17 protein-coding genes are annotated in these 17634 nt (G+C 44.8%); 3 read left to right on the top strand and 14 right to left on the bottom strand.

What is annotated here, in order from left to right; all coding sequences use genetic code 11:
* Positions 1–57: 57 nt before the first annotated feature.
* Together EYA81_RS18645 and EYA81_RS18640 are read right to left on the bottom strand one after the other, a co-directional pair.
* Positions 58–759, bottom strand: a complete 702-nt coding sequence (locus EYA81_RS18645) for a hypothetical protein (RefSeq protein ID WP_131226349.1) — start codon at positions 757–759, stop codon at positions 58–60.
* 201 nt (positions 760–960) lie between these two features.
* Positions 961–1203 carry a hypothetical protein gene (locus EYA81_RS18640; protein WP_131226343.1) on the bottom strand — a complete coding sequence of 81 codons (243 nt, stop codon included), beginning with the start codon at positions 1201–1203 and terminating at the stop codon, positions 961–963.
* Positions 1204–1345: 142 nt separating this feature from the next.
* Here EYA81_RS18640 and EYA81_RS18635 point away from each other — a divergent pair, with 142 nt between their 5' ends.
* Entirely contained in the window at positions 1346–2626 is a 1281-nt protein-coding gene (locus tag EYA81_RS18635; RefSeq protein ID WP_131226340.1) for a DUF3440 domain-containing protein, read from the top strand.
* A gap of 79 nt (positions 2627–2705) precedes the next feature.
* On the opposite strand, the gene EYA81_RS19370 is transcribed toward EYA81_RS18635, so the two are convergent.
* The 4 genes from EYA81_RS19370 to EYA81_RS18610 form a co-directional block, all read right to left on the bottom strand.
* On the bottom strand, positions 2706–3236 hold the full coding sequence (locus tag EYA81_RS19370) for a hypothetical protein (RefSeq protein ID WP_171030430.1): 531 nt from the start codon (positions 3234–3236) through the stop codon (positions 2706–2708).
* On the bottom strand, positions 3226–3750 hold the full coding sequence (locus EYA81_RS18620) for a glycoside hydrolase family 108 protein (RefSeq protein WP_117974786.1): 525 nt from the start codon (positions 3748–3750) through the stop codon (positions 3226–3228). The genes EYA81_RS19370 and EYA81_RS18620 overlap by 11 nt, the downstream gene beginning before the upstream one ends.
* A gap of 130 nt (positions 3751–3880) precedes the next feature.
* Positions 3881–4222 carry a hypothetical protein gene (locus tag EYA81_RS18615; RefSeq protein WP_118936747.1) on the bottom strand — a complete coding sequence of 114 codons (342 nt, stop codon included), beginning with the start codon at positions 4220–4222 and terminating at the stop codon, positions 3881–3883.
* 259 nt (positions 4223–4481) lie between these two features.
* Entirely contained in the window at positions 4482–5075 is a 594-nt protein-coding gene (locus tag EYA81_RS18610; RefSeq protein ID WP_117974782.1) for a master DNA invertase Mpi family serine-type recombinase, read from the bottom strand.
* Positions 5076–5151: 76 nt separating this feature from the next.
* Between EYA81_RS18610 and EYA81_RS19840 the strand changes: the two genes are divergently transcribed.
* Together EYA81_RS19840 and EYA81_RS18605 are read left to right on the top strand one after the other, a co-directional pair.
* Positions 5152–5280: a hypothetical protein gene (locus EYA81_RS19840; RefSeq protein ID WP_255425187.1), complete on the top strand. Its 129-nt coding sequence runs from the start codon at positions 5152–5154 to the stop codon at positions 5278–5280.
* A gap of 269 nt (positions 5281–5549) precedes the next feature.
* Entirely contained in the window at positions 5550–5954 is a 405-nt protein-coding gene (locus EYA81_RS18605) for a hypothetical protein (RefSeq protein ID WP_117974780.1), read from the top strand.
* Positions 5955–6070: 116 nt separating this feature from the next.
* Here EYA81_RS18605 and EYA81_RS18600 read toward each other — a convergent pair whose 3' ends face one another.
* The 8 genes from EYA81_RS18600 to EYA81_RS18565 all read right to left on the bottom strand — a co-directional run bounded on the left by EYA81_RS18600 (position 6071) and on the right by EYA81_RS18565 (position 17633).
* The gene (locus EYA81_RS18600; protein WP_131226338.1) at positions 6071–6487 is read right to left on the bottom strand and encodes a hypothetical protein; all 417 of its coding nucleotides are present in this window, start codon (positions 6485–6487) and stop codon (positions 6071–6073) included.
* A 205-nt stretch (positions 6488–6692) separates the two neighbouring features.
* Positions 6693–7595, bottom strand: a complete 903-nt coding sequence (locus EYA81_RS18595) for a hypothetical protein (protein WP_131226336.1) — start codon at positions 7593–7595, stop codon at positions 6693–6695.
* A gap of 1 nt (position 7596) precedes the next feature.
* Positions 7597–8592, bottom strand: a complete 996-nt coding sequence (locus tag EYA81_RS18590) for a hypothetical protein (RefSeq protein WP_242672398.1) — start codon at positions 8590–8592, stop codon at positions 7597–7599.
* Between the two features lie 40 nt (positions 8593–8632).
* The gene (locus EYA81_RS18585) at positions 8633–8917 is read right to left on the bottom strand and encodes a hypothetical protein (RefSeq protein ID WP_131226333.1); all 285 of its coding nucleotides are present in this window, start codon (positions 8915–8917) and stop codon (positions 8633–8635) included.
* A gap of 18 nt (positions 8918–8935) precedes the next feature.
* Positions 8936–10093, bottom strand: coding sequence for a hypothetical protein (locus tag EYA81_RS18580; RefSeq protein WP_131226332.1), 1158 nt, complete (start codon positions 10091–10093; stop codon positions 8936–8938).
* Between the two features lie 2 nt (positions 10094–10095).
* The gene (locus tag EYA81_RS18575; RefSeq protein WP_242672397.1) at positions 10096–13086 is read right to left on the bottom strand and encodes a hypothetical protein; all 2991 of its coding nucleotides are present in this window, start codon (positions 13084–13086) and stop codon (positions 10096–10098) included.
* Between the two features lie 29 nt (positions 13087–13115).
* Positions 13116–13532 (bottom strand): hypothetical protein, encoded by a 417-nt coding sequence (locus EYA81_RS18570; RefSeq protein WP_131226330.1) that lies wholly within the window; start codon positions 13530–13532, stop codon positions 13116–13118.
* 3 nt (positions 13533–13535) lie between these two features.
* Positions 13536–17633, bottom strand: coding sequence for a hypothetical protein (locus tag EYA81_RS18565; protein WP_131226329.1), 4098 nt, complete (start codon positions 17631–17633; stop codon positions 13536–13538).
* Between the last annotated feature and the right edge of the window lies 1 nt (position 17634).

Genomic DNA, 17634 nt, shown 5'->3' with positions numbered 1-17634 from the left:
GGGATTTTTACTGAAAGAGGAGCAGCTTATTCAGCAGCCTCTTCTTTGTGTTAGTATTCAAAAACTATAGCTGAGAGATACTGAAAATTCGTGAAGAAATTTATATGTACGTCGTGAAGGACTAATCTTGTGTCCGTCGAAACATACATTTCTTCGACCTGAATAAGGGTCCTGATTGGAAATCGTATAGCCCAAGGAAAAAGCCAATTGGTCAATTCCTAAAGAAAGGGCGCTTTTAACACGCCAAAAGGCAACATCTCCTCCCTTATTGCGAACTGACCTAAACTCTCCCTTTATCTTTCTACCTTCTTCAGTATAATGTGCATATGAAAAAGCCTCGTTGGGTAATGTTAGAATCAATGCCGGCTCACATTGAAGAAAAAGCAGATAATCCCTTTCACGCCCCAAGCCCACTGAAGGAGTCCTAAAACTGGGACCTATCAACCAGTTCCCCCGCAGTAGTTTACCGTCATCATAGCGTGTATACTTCTGGCCTTTGCTGTCACTCACCTCTATATTAGGCTTATAATCATTGTCCATCCAGTTTTGAAAAGCAAGACCGGTCATAACGCCAATATATTTCCCAATGTAACGGATATATGATACCTCAAGCCCTAAAGCAGGATCAGAGCCATATACAAATAGAGAACCGGATAGAGACAAAACATTTTTATTAGTTCTAAAATCTTCCTCTCGTTCACTGGCAAAAAGGTGAATGACCGACAGACATAAACAGAAGATAAAAGCAATTTTTTTCATTTCAGTCTAAATATTATGGCTGATACCAAAATTAAAAAAATATATTCAACTGCTATAAAGACAACTGCTTTTCTGAAATTCCCTACGTGATTTGAGAGAATTTTATAAAAGAAAGAGCCCAAATGAAAAAAAATCCCGACGAAAGCCGGGACATGTCACACACAATAGATATGAATTGTTGCCTATGAATATAAAGGCAGCTTATTCAACCGCCCCTTCTATTACTTCCTTCAACCGATACAATCTATCAATGGCCGGATTATAGAAAGCATCCGGATAGTGCTGCTTTATATCGCAGATATTCGCATTAACATACATGGAGGTATCAAAAATATGTTCTGCCTCACTTAATGTCACCTCCTTGGGTAACTGGGTTGTTTGTGCCCATTCGATTATTGTCTTGACGGATTCCTCGTCATAGGAATATTTACTTTCTTCTGCCATAATTACTATTTATGTTTTTTATGAATTAGCCTGCACAAATATAGATAATTGAAGGCAATTACAAATGATATAGAAGCCGAAGTTATAGGAAATATTGAGGCTTTGCATTAATTTTGTCACTACTTATAACTTTTTACACCATATGAGCCCAAAGAATGTATATGAATTAATCCAGGAAAGACTGAACATGATTTTTAAAGAGTTCGACAATATATACATTTCCTTTTCAGGTGGAAAGGATAGCGGAGTGTTGCTGAACCTATGTCTGGACTATATGCGTAGGAACCGGCTGAAGCGCAGGATTGGAGTGTTCCACATGGACTATGAGATACAGTACAGTATGACCATTGACTATGTGGACCGGGTATTGAAGGCAAACAAGGACATGCTGGACGTGTACCGTGTCTGCGTGCCTTTCCGTGTAACGACCTGTACCTCCATGTACCAGAACTACTGGCGTCCCTGGGACGAAGCAAAAAAGGAAGCATGGGTCAGAGAAATGCCGGAGGACGCAATGACTGTAGACGATTTCCCTTTCTATAACCGCAGGATGTGGGACTATGAATTTCAGACAGAGTTTTCCCGTTGGCTCCATCAACGGAAAGCTGCACGGCGTACCTGCTGTCTGGTGGGCATACGTACCCAAGAAAGCTACAACCGTTGGCGCACAATCTATCGAGGTGTGAAAGAGCAATATAAGGATTACCAATGGAGCACGAAAATCGGTGAGGGTGTGTATAACCTATACCCACTGTTCGACTGGAAAACGGAGGATATATGGATTGCCAACGGCAAATTCCGATGGGATTACAATAAACTATACGACCTCTACTACCAAGCCGGGGTAAGCCTTGACCGGCAACGGGTGGCAAGTCCATTCATCAGTGAGGCCATTGAGAGCCTTGCCTTGTATAAAGTCATTGACCCCAATACTTGGGGACGGATGATAGGACGTGTAAACGGAGTCGGCTTTGCCGGACTTTACGGCAATACCCGTGCGGCAGGAAGGAGAGCGATACGTCTGCCGGATGGATATACCTGGAAGTCATTCATAGAATTCCTGCTTTCGACCCTGCCGGAACATACCAGGAGAAGATACCAGGCCAAGCTGGAAACCAGTATCAAATTTTGGAAGGAAAAGGGTGGAGTTCTCAGTGATGAAGTCATACAGAAGCTGAAAGACCGCAATATCCCCATCCAGGTAGGTGACAGCACCAACTATAGGACAGACAAGAAACCAGTACGAATGGACTACCTGGATGACATTGACATAGAAGAGTTCCGAGAAATTCCCACCTATAAGCGTATGTGTATATGTATCCTGCGTAACGACCATACCTGCAAGTATATGGGGTTCGCCCTAACCAAGGAGGAGAATGAAATGAAGAGCAATGCCTTGAAAAAATACAAGGATATTTTATAAATACTGCATTGTACAGTAAACATATAAAACTGCCCCGACTTTCGCAAGCCAGAGCAGTCCAATTTATAAATTTAAAGTCTTATGATGAAGATTGTCTGTTGCGCCAATGTTTTACTATCAGCATAACGACAATCAAAACGGTTACACAAACACAAGCAAAACCAATTTGTTTAAGCAAGGTGGATTCTTTTTTTTCTTTTATAGTTTCTGACCGTTTTTCCTCACGGGTATTGGAAATGGTTCTTTTATCAGCCTTGACACTCGTAGTATCGGCTACTACCGTCTGTCTATCCTCCTTCTTATTGAAATCACCTTCTACATGACCGTCAGCCAATAACGGAGATTTCCCGGTCAGGCTGTCGGGCGGTTTTCTTGTATCATAGATACGGAAATCAATCACATAGTTACCATTAGCGGTAATGAGTTCGCTCAAAGAGGTACTTGCCCCATGTACGATATCGACCGATTCACTCGTGCTGTCCTTTCTGATTACTTCTGCATCGGACTTGACAGTTTTATGAGAGCTGCCACATGATAACAATAGGAACAGACACATGAAAGGAGCCAGCAATATATGCCGGCTTACCCAGTTCATAACCTTAGCCAACATAGGCAATGTCATTTATACGGTTCATCCAGCCTCTCTTGAATTTATTGTTAGCCGGACGTTTCCTGCATATATCCTCAATGAAGTCGAACCGTGCAAGCTTAATCATGTCGAACAACTCACGCGGGTTCCTGGCATTCACCGCAGCAAGTGTCTTAGGACCTACTATTCCGTCCACAGTAACACCAAGCAAGCGTTGAGGTATCTTTATCCCATGCGCACCGGATGCCCACACCCAATCGACAAGGATATTAGCAACTGATTGCGATTTAATATCGTCAGCTTTCCATCTGTCCCAATAATGCGGCTTGAGCACCCGGTTAACGACATCCTCACGGGTAAGCAAACGCAGGTCATCCACGTCTATATCACCGTCACCGTCCTTGTCATAGCCGCATGATTTCCACGTGCCGATAGTCACACCCATATTCGTAGCCCCTCCCAAATCGTCAGGGTCATTTACAAAACCGCCTTCCCATTTGAGAATCCACGGCGCTAATTTATACACATTCGCCATTCTTATTTTCCTCCTTGATTTTTGGTTTTACATAAAAATACAATATATTCGCAAACGCCTTTGTTTAAACTTTAAGTTGTGTAGTATTAGGGGAAAGGAAGCCGTTGTGAAACACCTTCCTTTCCGCGAATCAGTAGCCGTTTTGCGGTTCTCTATCACCGCATTTCTTTCTCTCACACCGTTTAAGCGCCAGTTCCAGTTTCAGGTCAGAATTAGTCTCCTTCAGTGTAAACAGTTCATCCTGCACCTTACGGAGCCGGTCAGTCTGTTCCACAAACCGCTGTTCCTTCTCCGAAAGTTGCTTCTGCAGGAACTCGTTGTACTCCCGTAATGCCTTGAACTCCTCGACATCAGCATGAGCGTCCTCAATACGTGCATTGGTTTTGCGCGACATCCACCACTTGATAAGCTGCTTGATGCCCTCGATGCCACCGAGGGCGGTCATCAACATAACCCAATCATTCATATCCATTTCACCAATTCATTTAATAATCTACTAATAACCATTTCTTTGTCCGACACCGCACAAATGTACATCAGACGAAATCAAACAAGTTGTTGAATTACAATTTTCCACTGACATTCCGTGACAGCAAAAGTAATTGCTTCCACAACCTTGAAAAAGGACATAAAAAAAGAGCTCGATGACAACATAAGTCGCCACTAAGCTCTTGGTATTTATATACATTTCTACAAGCAAATATAGGAATTTATATTTGAAATCCGATTACTTATTGCATCCTTTTTAAATGTTCATCCAATGTTTTAGGATTGCACTTCAACTTCCGGCAAATAACGGCTTTACTATAACCATATTCGAGCATAGTTCGGATAAGATTTTCCTTTCCAGTCAGCTTGTAATGCGTGTTTTTATCCCCCTTTTTTCGACCAAGTCGTATTCCTGCAGCTTTTCTGTAAGCAAGGGCCTCCTTGGTTCGCTGACTGATAAGGTCACGTTCAATTTCAGCGGATAAACCGAAAGCGAATGCCAATACCTTACTGTTGATGTTATTACCTAATTCGTAACGCTCCTTGACAGTAAGAACACAAGTTTCCTTAATCATACAGAGGTGAAGCATTGACATAATACCCATCAGGTTTCTTCCTAATCGGCTGATTTCTGTTATGATTAGAGTGTCGCCTTTCTTCATCCTCTTGAGAAGTGGACCTAATTTCCTATCATTAGCAATTTTGGTACCGGAAACCTTCTCGGACACCCATTTATCTATTACAAGTCCTTTTTCCGTTGCAAATTTCTGGACTTCGAACCTTTGGTTCTCGACTGTTTGTTTGTCAGTGCTAACCCTAATGTATGCGTAAACCATTTTTAGCCGTGAAGGTAGTCTTATTCAACAGCCTAACCAAAAAGGGTATTCTAATGACCCTCAAAAGTACAAAGGTATGATAGAAAAGGTTAATATAACAGATGCCAATGTGGTTGAGTTAATTAGAGAAAAACTGCCTGCTGCAACAGAAGCAAACAAGGACTTATGCAAGCTAATGGATTTGAACAAGGTAAGAATATATTAAATGAAGAATACGATAGTAAAATCAGTGCTGGTGTATATTCATCTACTGATAATTTAAATAATATGGCACTGGAATTTTATTAGCGCTAAGAGGTTTCAATACACAGCCCATTTATATATTACTAACTCTGCAAAAATATATATTAAAACCATTCGTAGCAATGGAGAGGTTTTGAAAGATTGGACGTTAATAAATAATACCATAACATAAGAGACTTTTGGAGTATCCATTTTCCTACCCTATCCTTTGACCCTCAAAAGTACAAAGGTATGATGGAAAAGATTAAGTTGTCAGAAGTGGAGAGAGGTTTGCCTAACGGAATAATTGCTCAGATACGCGGGCTGAATACCCAGGGAGAGGGCATTTTAGAAACGGTGGAATCTTTTTTGAGTGACATATTATGTGCAAGAGGCTCCTTTATATATAACAGTCAAGAAGTTATAGATAACCTCAAGCAACCTGGTGTGTATATGCATGGGGACCCCATAATCGGTACGGGGACTTTCTATGGCGCGCATGGTGTGCTCTTAGTCTTGTATGTAAATGAATATACAATACATATTGATTTTCCTGCAAGGAAAAACTTTATCCTTGTAAGAAAGTGTGTCACTGTCAACGGGAAAGATGATTGGTCAGAGTGGAAATATATATCGTTAACAGACATATCAACGTAACAGACCTACCCGTTTTATCCGAGATGGCCGGAACGGATAATCTGTTTCTCACAAACTAAACATCCGTCAATGGCGACAAAGACAAGAAACGGAAATAAATGCTACAGTGGGGGGAATTATTCCCCCACCTTAGACTCCTCCATGTAGCTCGCAGCAGTCACCTCACTCTCGTCAGCCGCTTCCAATATGAATTCAAATGTTGTCGGATGGTAGGAAGACAATAGTTTCGCATATACTCCGGGCGTGTAATCCCTACGCTCAAGAAATACCTTGAATGCTCCAGTATCGGTATTATAGAGCTTGAATTTCGGCCTTGCATTTTCCGTTCCCAAAACACCGCCTATCAGATTTAATTTGTATGAAGGAGCTGCTGTTACCCCTTCAGACCTATATATTGAAAGGAAATATAGGGCAACCGGTCCTCCTCCGTATGACTGTACACTAAATAGAATTCCATCGGAGAAAGAAGATGTGTCCTTTCTCTCAAACAACAATATGGAGGATGTCATGGATACCCGCTTTTCTTGTCGCATGTCCCTGGAAGGTTTCAGACCGTTTTTTTACCTCTGTTGCAATGGGTAGTTTCCCTCTGATTAACTCAACTACATTGGAATCTGTTATGTTAACTTTCTCTATCATATCCCTTGTACTTTTGAGGGTCGTCATTTTCGGATAAAAACGACAACCAGTTTAACATTTTGTTTTTATTCTCGTTTTGTTAATAATTATCTTATTTTGTCAACTGTTCGAATAGCGTTTCGTTTCCACCCCATTCTTGGAAAACGCCAACCCGATGGATGGATTTATGAGAGCACTGTATACATCATTTCCCAACGACGAGTCATTAATCATAATCGAGCCTGCTCGCAGAATAGTATCGCCAAATTCCTCACTGTTATGGTAGTTCCTCAATCTGACCATAGGAAGGTAATTGATGTTTCCATTCCATTGCTCTTCCATAAACTTGATTTCACCGATAACACTATTGTTCTGGTTGTACATCCTGATGGAGTTGGTATCCGGATCCAACTCGATTCTCGTTCCATTCAGTGAAGTGGAGAACTTGCCGATAATCTTAATGTCACCGTTATCCTCTATTCGGAATGCACCGTTGGGGGACCTGATGTTTCTGAACACGCCGCCGTCAACCTCGACATTTCTTCCATAAAAGATCCCCCTCAAGAAGTCAATCAGCAGGTTCGGCCTGAACCCGTTCGCCGGATTCATCGGATCACTGTAATTGAAGTCCTTGTACCCGCCCTCCGTCTCCACGGCCGAACCGTCCGCTCTCACCCCGTACTGGGAGAACATGTACTGCCCGTAGAATACGGCGCTCGCCAGTTTTGCGAAGTTCGCCATCAGAATCTCGACGAACGAATACCTGACCTTGTCCATCAGCACCCAGGTGGCCTTGCTGCCGTTGGCCGCATAGTCCTTTTTCGGATTAATATTCTTAAAAGTGCCCTCCTTGTTCAATACGTAATACTGCCCCTCACACAGCACCATGGGTGCGGACAGTGGGGTACGGGTATAGGATACGGATGCCGCGTACTCCCCGGTCGGATAGACCAGCGGGCCGACCGGTCCCTGCTGGAGATACTTCACTTCTCCCGTCTTGCTTGCCAACGCTTTCTTTACCATATCATGCTGCCGTTGAGAATGTCCATGAAACATTGCCGCCTGCCTGCTGGCACATCGCTTCGGTGCAGGTACCGCTTGCCGCCGCCACATTCGCCGTAGCCGGATTGAGAATGACCCCTGCCGAATCCATAAAGACAAAATAGAACAGCATATTCATTGCCTTCGTGGTCTGTCCCCGCTTGACAAGGATAGGCGTATAAGTCACCGAACCTCCGGAACCGGAAACAATCGTCTCATCCTCGGGATTGGGATTAGTTATGATGTCGTAGGGGTCTGACAAGTCCATCACCGTCTGCGTGTCAAGGCCTATCAGATTGCCGCCCTGCGACACCTCCACCTTGAAGATGCCCGTAGTGTCAACCAGGCTGTCCGTGACGGTCAGACTCTTGCCAGTCTGGTCGACGAGTGTCTGCCAGGTACCGTTAACCATCCTGGACCACTTGTAGGTCAGTCCGGAGGTGATCTCTGACGCTCCACGCCGCGCCATCGCCGTGAGAACGACACTGCCTCCCTTCTCACGGATGGCAAAGTATTTGTCATCTCCGGAAACGATGGTCACCACGTTCTGGTTGCCCACACCCTTGGTGATAGGGATGCTGTAGACGAACTGCACCTCATCCGACACGTTGCCCACGGTCACCGTAGCCACCGCCTTGACGCTGCAGCTCGCACCGGATGACGCCTTCACCAGGTTCTTCACGATCTGAAGCCCGTAATAGTTTGTAGTGCCTGCTTTATATGGAATGAACTTGAAATGCCCCGTCTCGCCGCCGAACGTGTTTGTGGAGACGTTACCCGAGAACTTGATCTCGACGTCATTGAAATACCACCTGATGGCTGAGGGCACCACAATCCCCTCAGCCACCCGTGAGGAGGTGAGAAGGAAGGAGAGCGTCGGCTTCATCGTGGTGAAGTCGGGGGCTATGTTTGTCGGAGCCCCCGATTCACCATCATACTCTTGATAGAGGTCGCCTTTGTCGCACATAATCGCTGGCATGTAAACGCCAGACTTTTGCGAAAAGATTACCTGCCCGACCTTACTCGCTACGCTCATCGGTCACCTCCTCCCCGTCTTTATCCATGAAACCCTCCGGAGTGGCGACCTCCACCGGATCTTCCACGCCGTCTATCTCACCCTTGGCCTGCTGCGGGGAAAGGCACACGCCCCCGACTACTGCCGCCCGGTCGAATACCGTATCGCCGGGAAAGCCTGCCACATCGGCCTGCCATAACAGCACATTGCCGTCGGCAGTGCTGTTGCGGATTCCCGCCACTCCCAGCTTGTCCGCAACTTGCTTTGTAACCTTGATATAAAATGCCATATCACAAATTATTAGAAATTAAACATCCCTTTTCCTTGCCACTATAAACTTACCGCTGTCATCCGTCACGTACTTGCCGTCAGATGTCACCACCGCCGCATACGGGCCCTTGTCAATCACCTTCAGCTGTAGCATCATGCCGTCGGTGCATGGGATGGAGGGCGAGTACCCGGCAGCGGCCAGCACGTATGAGGAGGCGCCGGCCGCCTTCGTGTACCATTCGCACTCAAGGATGGCCTGGGGATTGGGGACAATCCCTGCCGTATCACGGATGACCGGTTTCGGGTATATCATCTTGGTTCCGTCTGCCACCTGCTGCGGAAATCCCTCCCAGTCAATCTCGATGCTGGGAATACGCCTGCGGATGGTGGTGGAGACATAGTCTATGTCACTGTCCGGCTTGGATGAAGGAGCACCGTCCTTCGAGTACGATGCTTTCACAACGTAGGTCTGTTCGTGGCCGATATAGTCCCGGTCTATGGTAAGCACGTTCTTTGTCAGTGATACGAACTCCCAGTCATTGTCGCCGTTACCGTCGGTAATCTGCTCCAGTGCGCCCGTATTCAGCTTCCGATAGAAGAAGAACTTGCACTTGTTGGTTGCTGTGACATCTACATCGCCGACAAGCAGCTTGGCGGTAATGATATGTTTTGATATATCACGGCAAGGATTCCAATCCAAAGAAGAAGGAGAATCAATCACCAGCTTAGGCTGTGCTTCGCTGCCATCTACGGCGCGAACAAGACGGCTGAAACGGTAGACGTGCGTCTGTCCGGTACGCTTCGCATCGACATACTCGGCGTAGAACTCCAGTGTTACCGGACTGCCGGGAACGGTATTCTTTTTCACTTGTATCTTACCCTTCTCGGCTCCGGTCTCGGTAATGACATAGCTCTTGTTGGCAGATGTAATCAATGTCCGCACACCGTTCAAGCGCTCGTACCACTTCATGTTGACCAATGACGCGTTGACCGCGCCCACTTTGGTCACCGCATCCGGGTCGGTGGCATTGCACCGGGGGAACAGCGTCAGGGGGGTAAGCGTGTAGTCCGGAGTGTACTCGGCCTTGTCAGCCTGGTACACCTGCACGTCCGGTACGCTGCCGACAACCTCTATCCCGCCGCTGGTCTGGAGAGGGCGGTAGTTGACCTCTATCTTCTTCTGTATAGTCTGCATAATTAGAAAGTTATATAATTCATTGTCTCATAATTATTCTGCCCGTCACGCAGCAGCACCCTTGCGATAAACTTGCACCCGGTCATGTTCATATAGTTGGGACCGAGGTCGTTGACCGTCAGCGGCAGCGACTTGCCGGTTTCCGCGTGTGCGACCGCCCAGGCGTTGTCCTCGGTGACGTTGCCCGTGTCGCGCGTCCACTCCACATCACTGTCAAGGATATGCGCCGTCACGTCACGGTTGTACAGCTCACCGGTAATGGTGAGGGTGGTCGCAAAACGCTCCGCATCGAAGTACCAGCCATTGGAGCTTTCTATATCGATGCTGAAATCCGGATTGCCCTCGATCATTGCCCAGGATGCGGAACCGTATTGGGGTTCGTCGGTAGTGCCGGAAACAAGACACATCCACTTGCATCCGTAGTGCCACACGGTATCGTACATCATCACACGTACAGTCTCGGTCTGTGCCTCGCGGTCGGCTTGGTAGGGTTCTGCTCCCGTGGCGGTCTCCATGCTCCACTCGCCACGGTCGTTGGCGATGCGGGGCAATACGCCTTGGAAGTCGATGCGGTGGATGTCCTGCGCTACCAATCCCCGAACGTAGATATAAGAGTGCAGGTAGTTGATGGGCAGGTTGTCGAACAGAGACAGATGCTTCAGCCTGCCGACGATCACCGAATAGTTGCTTTCCTCAAGGACGGGTTTTGTGACCCCGTTAAGCATGCAGATACAATGCTCACGGGATGACAGATACCAATAACCCTGCCGTTCAGTATCAACCGGGTTGCCACGGTGTGATAATATCATCAACGGCTCAGGAGGATAATTCTTGCCACCCGGCACCTCGCTATCAGGGTACATCACAGCGTTGATCGTATTGGCTGAGATGTCAACATGCAAGACACGTAGCCAGGAGGTATAATACTTGCCGCCACCTGATGCAAGGTCATTGACAACACCATATACAACATCGTTTTCTGCCAGTGCAGTAAAGTCGTTATCCCACCGTTTCTTCATCTTCAGGCTGTATGTGCCGTCTTCAAGCTGCGATACACTTTCGATGGTACCGGACTCGGAGAATGAATAGTCGCTTTCCATGGCGGAGAGACGGTTGAAGATAAGCTCAAGGACGGTAAGGCTGTCGCGGACCTCGAGGCGGGACAGCTGCATACGGCCGTCAGGGAATATTCCGGCACCCTTGCCCGCGACCATCGAGTCGATAAACTCGCCGAACTTCAACAGAAAATTTGTGCCGTCAGACTGGTCTTTGCGAAGGAACATAGCCAAGGAACGCAATGCCGAAAACACGTTATTATCCGTGGCCGGTGTAGAGTCATTCCTTCTTATCACATACACACCACTACTACCACTGCCAGTATAGGTCTGTCCCTTCAGAGTAAGGCTCTCAACCTTCTCCTCCAGCTCCCCAATACGGGAATAGGCAGCGGTTTCCCCGACAGTATATATAGGGGAATCATAAGGCAGGTCAAGATTGAATTCAAATCCGATAATCCTTGACTGCCTTCCGTTCTCGAAATAGGCCTTGTTGATAAGGTTGACCTTTTGACCGATGCTGTAGAGGTTGTGAATGCCGTCCTCACTATATGCGACATCCGACATCATCTTACAGTTATATGTAGAAGGGTCTATCTTTGATTTGGCAACGTACTTATCGGCTTTGTCCTTTAACTCCAACTGTGCTTCTGCTACCAGTCCCATTTCAGCTATCTTCATGGGATTCCAGCCCGATAAGATGTAAGTATCACCATTTTCGGGGATAAGCACTCCATCCGGAAGCGGTCTGCCGTAGTCCTCATTCCTGACTATCTCCCAAAGCTGTGCCTCAGGGTTCCAGCTACCGTTCTCCAGTTTCTCCGGCTTTCCCTCAGGGTCGAATGTCACAGCGAATTCCATACCATTCAACTTGCCGGATTGGAAAGTGATTTTCAATTCATTACCGGGAAGGATATAGTCCTTTGAGAAGGTAATGCCAGTATCCTTGAAACGGTAGGCATTCCACTTCTTTTCAGTGGTAGTCCCGTCGGCATTTTCTATTTTGTCAGTGTATTCCTTGGTGGTAATGTCCGACATCGTGCCGCCCCTTCGGGGATAGATCTCATCGAAGATAACCACTTGTTCGATGGCTTCCTCGATGGTCATACCAGGATAAGCGTCTATGTACGGAGTTCCTTCGGGCAACATTAAGCGTTTTTGCACCACGCCGTTCAGTACTACAGTCTCATCAACGGGGCGGTAGTCAGATGGGATATTCTTTGTTGAGCCGAAAGCATAGATACGGGTGGCGTAGGTGGACCGGGATTCTGATCGTGGCATTTCCTGCACGTTTTTCCCAATCTCGAAATCCACCGCATCGCCAGACTCACAACGTCCGAAATGGATGATGTTTTCAGTCACCCAGCATTCGCAATCCCATTTCTTTGCCATAGAGAAGCAGGCGTCAAGGATGTTGATGTTGTCATAAGTCATCAGTAGCGCCTTATTCTCTACAGTGCTGTCAATGGAGAAAACAAAATCTTGTCCTTTGTATTTGTAACCAAGAGCTTTTAAATTTCTAAGGACTATACCGGCTTGAACATCAAGTGAAGCGGTGAGATTCCAGGACGCTTCCTGCCCGGCCACTTCGGGGGTATATTTAAAGATTTTGTTTTTCCATTTCCAGTAGTGGGCGTCAAGCTGCAACTCATAGTCGTAGCCTGCGTTATCGGTGTTGAATACCGGCTTCTGCAAGTCGCACACCTCGAACAGCCCGAAGTCGCACTCCACGTATGAACCAAGTTTGAAGAATATAGGACTCTCCAAGGAGAACTTTAACGTGATGTAGTCCTCCTTCATAAGAGTAGACTTACGCTTGCAGCCTTCATTGGGAAGGGTAGTAAGCAGGATAGCACCGGATATGTCTTTGATGTCGATTTGTTCCACGTCTTCAAAGTTCGGAGATAAAAAAAAGAGTGCCCAATTTTGAGCACTCATATACGCAACAATCTCTCTATTGTTGGAATTTAATTTCTGTTTGCCGGATTCGGTTCGTTGAACTTGGCTGAAATTTTTCCGAAAGTTCGGTCTAAACTCTGTGCGTAAGTGACACTCTTGCCAGTATAAATAAGATGATAAATCTCGCTACTATTAGCCGGGACTTGAATATCAATCTTGCCTTTATAAAGCTCATCGAAGAAAGCTTTTTTCTTTGATTGATAATCGGACTGGGAGTTTCCTTCAATTGTAAAAGAAAGTGTTATTTCCCTCTCATCGACTTTAGGATTATTGATTATCACACGTTTTCCATGTTCTAACCGGGACTTATTCTCTATAAATTCTTTCATGGGTGATGATGCACCAAGTACATCAAGAAAGCCCTCTCCCATTCTTACCCCCCATGTTGTGTAGGCGTCTTGGGTATTTATCAATAAATCTGACATAGTTTATAATTTAGATGTATTGTTTTTCACTTCTGCCATATCTTTCTGAATTTGAATGATTGGTTTTACAATAGCTCCTGTATTTTCCGTAATCTGTACCAATTCAAGATAAGATTGTGCTATCAAATCTCGCGTATCATCAGCGATATTCCTTGTTTCCGTATTTATGGAAAGTAGAGCATCAGCTTTTACTGTTAGTAAATTAAGCGATTGAGATTGAATGATATTTTGATTCTTTATCTCTTCTCCTGCTATCTGCAGAGCAGTAAACCTACCGCTTAATTCTCCTGCATCTTCATGTGTCATTTCAGTACCGAACCCTCTGGAAGCTGAAGACTGGGATGTTGATTCTTGCGAAATCTTGTCATATCCGGTGGCTGCGGCAAGCTCGTCACGGAGCTTCATCGCTTCTTCAATGTAGCCCATATACTCGTTGTTCAACGCATTTCTTTCGGATTCCGTCAAAGAACCATCCTCCATACCCTTTGCAAACTTCTCATACCACTTCTTTAGCTTGTCCTGATAAAGTGTGCCTATCTGCTCGGAGAGCATAGCTTGCATGAAGTATTCCGAAATGTCTTCGGCAGCATCTTTAGACGATGCCTTCATATTCATAAGGGTATCTATGAAATTACTGTACACACCATCGAATGTGGTTTGTGTAAGCTGCTCGTTTATCTGATTATGGATTTCCTCAATACGTTCCTCTCCCTCGATAATCTTATCAAGATAATCTCTCACATCGCCATCTAATTTAGCCCAAAAAGTAGGCGCTTCTGACTTTAGTTTCTCCAACTGTTCAGTAGTTAGGTCAAACAATCCCGTCATGCGTCCGGTACCTATAAAATCCTTGGCGTCTTTGACAGACATATCGAGCGCTCTGGCGATGTCCTGCCAGTCGCTTGACGAGGTGTTCTTTGCCATGCGCTTGCCAATGGAATGAGAACCGGCAGACGCACCGGAGTTTAATCGTTCACGCCCAAGTATTCTGTACGCCTCAATGCTCTTGTTGACAAGTTCAAGAGCCTCTTTGCCTACCTTGTCCGCTTCTGCTCCGTAAGATGTGTTGATGTACTCCAGCTTCTTGTCTATCAGCTCATCCCATATCTCATTGAGTTTGTTATATTCCTCGACCATCTCATTATAGTGGGAATAATCGGCACCACCCAAACCCGGTATTAACCCTCCCAAAGAAATAACAGAAGTCAAAGCCCCTTTAACGGTTTGTAGACTACCGGTGATGATAGACATAGGCTTCATCAAGTCGATATTTCCAAGTCCGTTCAGCATCTCACCAAAACCGGACATTGTTCCTTCCATCCATTCAGGTGTTTTTATACCAAGCGTTTCCATGATACCGATAACTTGATTACCGGCATCGACATATTGCCCTATCTCATTAATTCCTTTATGTAAAGCATCCGTGGCTTCATATAGGGCTTTCTGCTTGCTGTTCTTTGCACTTTCAAGGGTGGCTTTGGCATTCTTCTTTTCTTCATCAGTACCTTCTTCCAAAGCTTTGTTATACGCTTTCTGTGCTTCACGCTGTGCATCCGTGACTTCTTTGAGGGATTTGAAAGAAATAGACATAGTTTCAAAAGGATCACGTTCTGAAACCTTATCATCAATCCGTTCAATAGCATCTACCAGTTCTTTAAGGCTTTCAGGAGATAAATCCTTTTGAGATGATATAAAGTCTTTAAGGTTCGCTTTCAACTTTTTCAAAGTATCAGTAGAAACCTTGTCAAGATTACCAAAGACTTGTTCCCAATTCATATTTTTCTTGAATTGTTCAGCATCAAGTTTGAATATATCTTCATTCTTGATTTCTGTACGCTTCTCAATGCTTCGGTCTATTTGGGCTATTTCACTAGCATCACCTTTGGTTTCCGCTTTCTTACGGGCTTCCTGTAATATTGAAATATCATCATTAAATTTCTTTTCAATGGCAAGACGTTCATCGGCATAAGACAAATAGCGCTCTGCCAAATCCTTATATATCTTTTCATTACTGATAATGGCTGTCTTGTATAGTTCATCATAATAGTTTTGCTCATCATCAGACAGCTTTATATCGGTGGCATTAAAAGACTTGCCTTTATTCTTCGGATTAGCTTCCCATGCAGCGCGAGCATCCTCAACTTTCTTCCGCAAAGCATCTTCTTTTTGTCGGTCAATAGCCTGCATCTCCTTTTCAAAGTTGAGTTCCATTTCAGCGATAGTCTTGGCAGAACCTTCATCCATAGCTTTGATTCGGGCTTCATCAACTTCCATCTGCAAATCTTCGGCAGAACGTTGCTGTTCTAATGATTGCTTATCAAGGAGGGCATTGTATTTGTCTGTTTGCTTGCGGAGCTTTTCGGCTTCTGTTTCTTGTTCATTACCAGTAATGTCTTCCGTCAATGCCACAATATCTATTGACTTAGCCAATTCCTCATTGGCCTTATTCAATAGTTCAACGGCTTCTTTATTCTTTCTCAGAGCGTCTGTTCTTCGATTGTATTCAGCAGCCTCCTTAGTCAAAACCTGACCGCTTTGTGTATACCCGGTTACTGACGAACCAACAACTACGGTTGTAGTTGCCGTTCCCCCTTTTGTACTTTCCCTATTCCTATTAGTCCAATTAGTATCTGCGTTTATGGCTTTCTGTAACTGGTATATTTTATTGTAATTTTCTTCTATAATTTTCATCGCAGCCCTTGCCTGCGACGCTTTTAGTATATTATCCGTTAGATTCTTGTATGCGGAAGCAGCATTACCTGCAAGAATAGCCTCGTTTGTCAGATTGCTGAAATATGAAGGATATTTCTTTTTCAGCTCATCAGCAGCCGCGTTCCTTTCTTTCAGTGATTTCGTATGGTTCTGTGTCGCTTTGTATAAAGTGTCGAGTTCCACACGCTCCCTCACTGAATCTTTAACACTGTCAGACATAATCTTACTAAGATTCTGTTGATAAGAGGCTACGTCTTGTAAGGCATCCTTAGCTTTAAATAAACCAGCAACCCAATCCACTACTTTATCACCGTATAAAGTAAGCAGTGTAATTCCAACGGTCAATACAGACTGCCAGCTAAACAAAGAGGATACAACCTGTTTCCACACCGGAGTAGCCGCCTGCCCCGACTCCTTCAATAGTTTATATTCAGTTCTCGCCCGTTTAATTTCATCTGCTAAAATTGGAATATTATTCGATATAGCAGAGAAAAAGACTTTTGGACCGTAAGCCAAAGAAGGAAGTTCGCGTCCTACTTGCTGAATAGACATACTAAGCCCATTCCACTGCTTACCATAATTACCTACATTACGTTGATGATTGCCAATAGTGGCATCAAGTTCCTTTATTTTTGTATCCGCTTGTTGAATAGACGCAAGCAATTCTTTACCAAAAGGAGAATTGCGCTCTTCTTCTGTCAATTCGCGATAGGCTATTCTCATTCTTGATAAAGACTGGGATAACCCGTTCATGGAAGTGGCGGCTACATTATCAAGTTTGGCATTATTATTCAACGCTTGTCTCACCTCCGACAAAGCGGTTTTATGTGTCAATAATGAATTGTTTAACTGTTCAAGCCGCTTTTGTTGGGCAGAAGATAAAGAAGATGATTCCCCTTGTGATTTATTGATTTTCTTAATTTCAGCATTAATCAGACGGATAGCATTCATTTCCTCTACCATTCGTTTGATATTGGCATCCCTTGTTCCAAGAATATCGTTAATCTTGGTTTTCAAATCATCATAAGCCTTTGCTTGTGCTTGAATGCTTGCTGTTTCAGCCGTATTAGTCTGTGTATTTGCATCACCTATCTGTGCAGGAGCATTAACGACTTTAGATACTTTCTCCTGCGCTTGAACAATCTTTTCAGTAGCTTTATTGATTCGACTGACCGAAAGCATTATTTTCCCTTCCGTTGCCGCAATTTTATCCACCAACGCATCATATTGCCCAATCAAAGAGGTAAGCTGCGATTGCAATCCCTTTGCAATATCAATATCCACTGTGATATTAATACCCATCAATGCTTTCTTTACATTCTCTATCTCGTTCTTTAGTTTACGCAACTTCTGAACGTCATCGTCTACATTTGATATAATTCCTGCCATA

It is taken from the genome of Bacteroides sp. A1C1, from assembly GCF_004328515.1.
GTDB classification, from domain to species: domain Bacteria; phylum Bacteroidota; class Bacteroidia; order Bacteroidales; family Bacteroidaceae; genus Bacteroides; species Bacteroides uniformis.
Note: the sequence above shows the minus strand (reverse complement) of the source record. Positions and strands in the feature narration are given on the sequence as shown.

Bases quoted from the DNA above. Each gene is read 5' to 3' on its own strand.
- EYA81_RS18645 (WP_131226349.1), bottom strand. From the start codon at position 759: ATGAAAAAAATTGCTTTTATCTTCTGTTTATGTCTGTCGGTCATTCAC.
- EYA81_RS18640 (WP_131226343.1), bottom strand. From the start codon at position 1,203: ATGGCAGAAGAAAGTAAATATTCCTATGACGAGGAATCCGTCAAGACA.
- EYA81_RS18635 (WP_131226340.1), top strand. From the start codon at position 1,346: ATGAGCCCAAAGAATGTATATGAATTAATCCAGGAAAGACTGAACATG.
- EYA81_RS19370 (WP_171030430.1), bottom strand. From the start codon at position 3,236: ATGTTGGCTAAGGTTATGAACTGGGTAAGCCGGCATATATTGCTGGCT.
- EYA81_RS18620 (WP_117974786.1), bottom strand. From the start codon at position 3,750: ATGGCGAATGTGTATAAATTAGCGCCGTGGATTCTCAAATGGGAAGGC.
- EYA81_RS18615 (WP_118936747.1), bottom strand. From the start codon at position 4,222: ATGGATATGAATGATTGGGTTATGTTGATGACCGCCCTCGGTGGCATC.
- EYA81_RS18610 (WP_117974782.1), bottom strand. From the start codon at position 5,075: ATGGTTTACGCATACATTAGGGTTAGCACTGACAAACAAACAGTCGAG.
- EYA81_RS19840 (WP_255425187.1), top strand. From the start codon at position 5,152: ATGATAGAAAAGGTTAATATAACAGATGCCAATGTGGTTGAGTTAATT.
- EYA81_RS18605 (WP_117974780.1), top strand. From the start codon at position 5,550: ATGATGGAAAAGATTAAGTTGTCAGAAGTGGAGAGAGGTTTGCCTAAC.
- EYA81_RS18600 (WP_131226338.1), bottom strand. From the start codon at position 6,487: ATGCGACAAGAAAAGCGGGTATCCATGACATCCTCCATATTGTTGTTT.
- EYA81_RS18595 (WP_131226336.1), bottom strand. From the start codon at position 7,595: ATGGTAAAGAAAGCGTTGGCAAGCAAGACGGGAGAAGTGAAGTATCTC.
- EYA81_RS18590 (WP_242672398.1), bottom strand. From the start codon at position 8,592: ATGCCAGCGATTATGTGCGACAAAGGCGACCTCTATCAAGAGTATGAT.
- EYA81_RS18585 (WP_131226333.1), bottom strand. From the start codon at position 8,917: ATGGCATTTTATATCAAGGTTACAAAGCAAGTTGCGGACAAGCTGGGA.
- EYA81_RS18580 (WP_131226332.1), bottom strand. From the start codon at position 10,093: ATGCAGACTATACAGAAGAAGATAGAGGTCAACTACCGCCCTCTCCAG.
- EYA81_RS18575 (WP_242672397.1), bottom strand. From the start codon at position 13,086: ATGAGTGCTCAAAATTGGGCACTCTTTTTTTTATCTCCGAACTTTGAA.
- EYA81_RS18570 (WP_131226330.1), bottom strand. From the start codon at position 13,532: ATGTCAGATTTATTGATAAATACCCAAGACGCCTACACAACATGGGGG.
- EYA81_RS18565 (WP_131226329.1), bottom strand. From the start codon at position 17,633: ATGGCAGGAATTATATCAAATGTAGACGATGACGTTCAGAAGTTGCGT.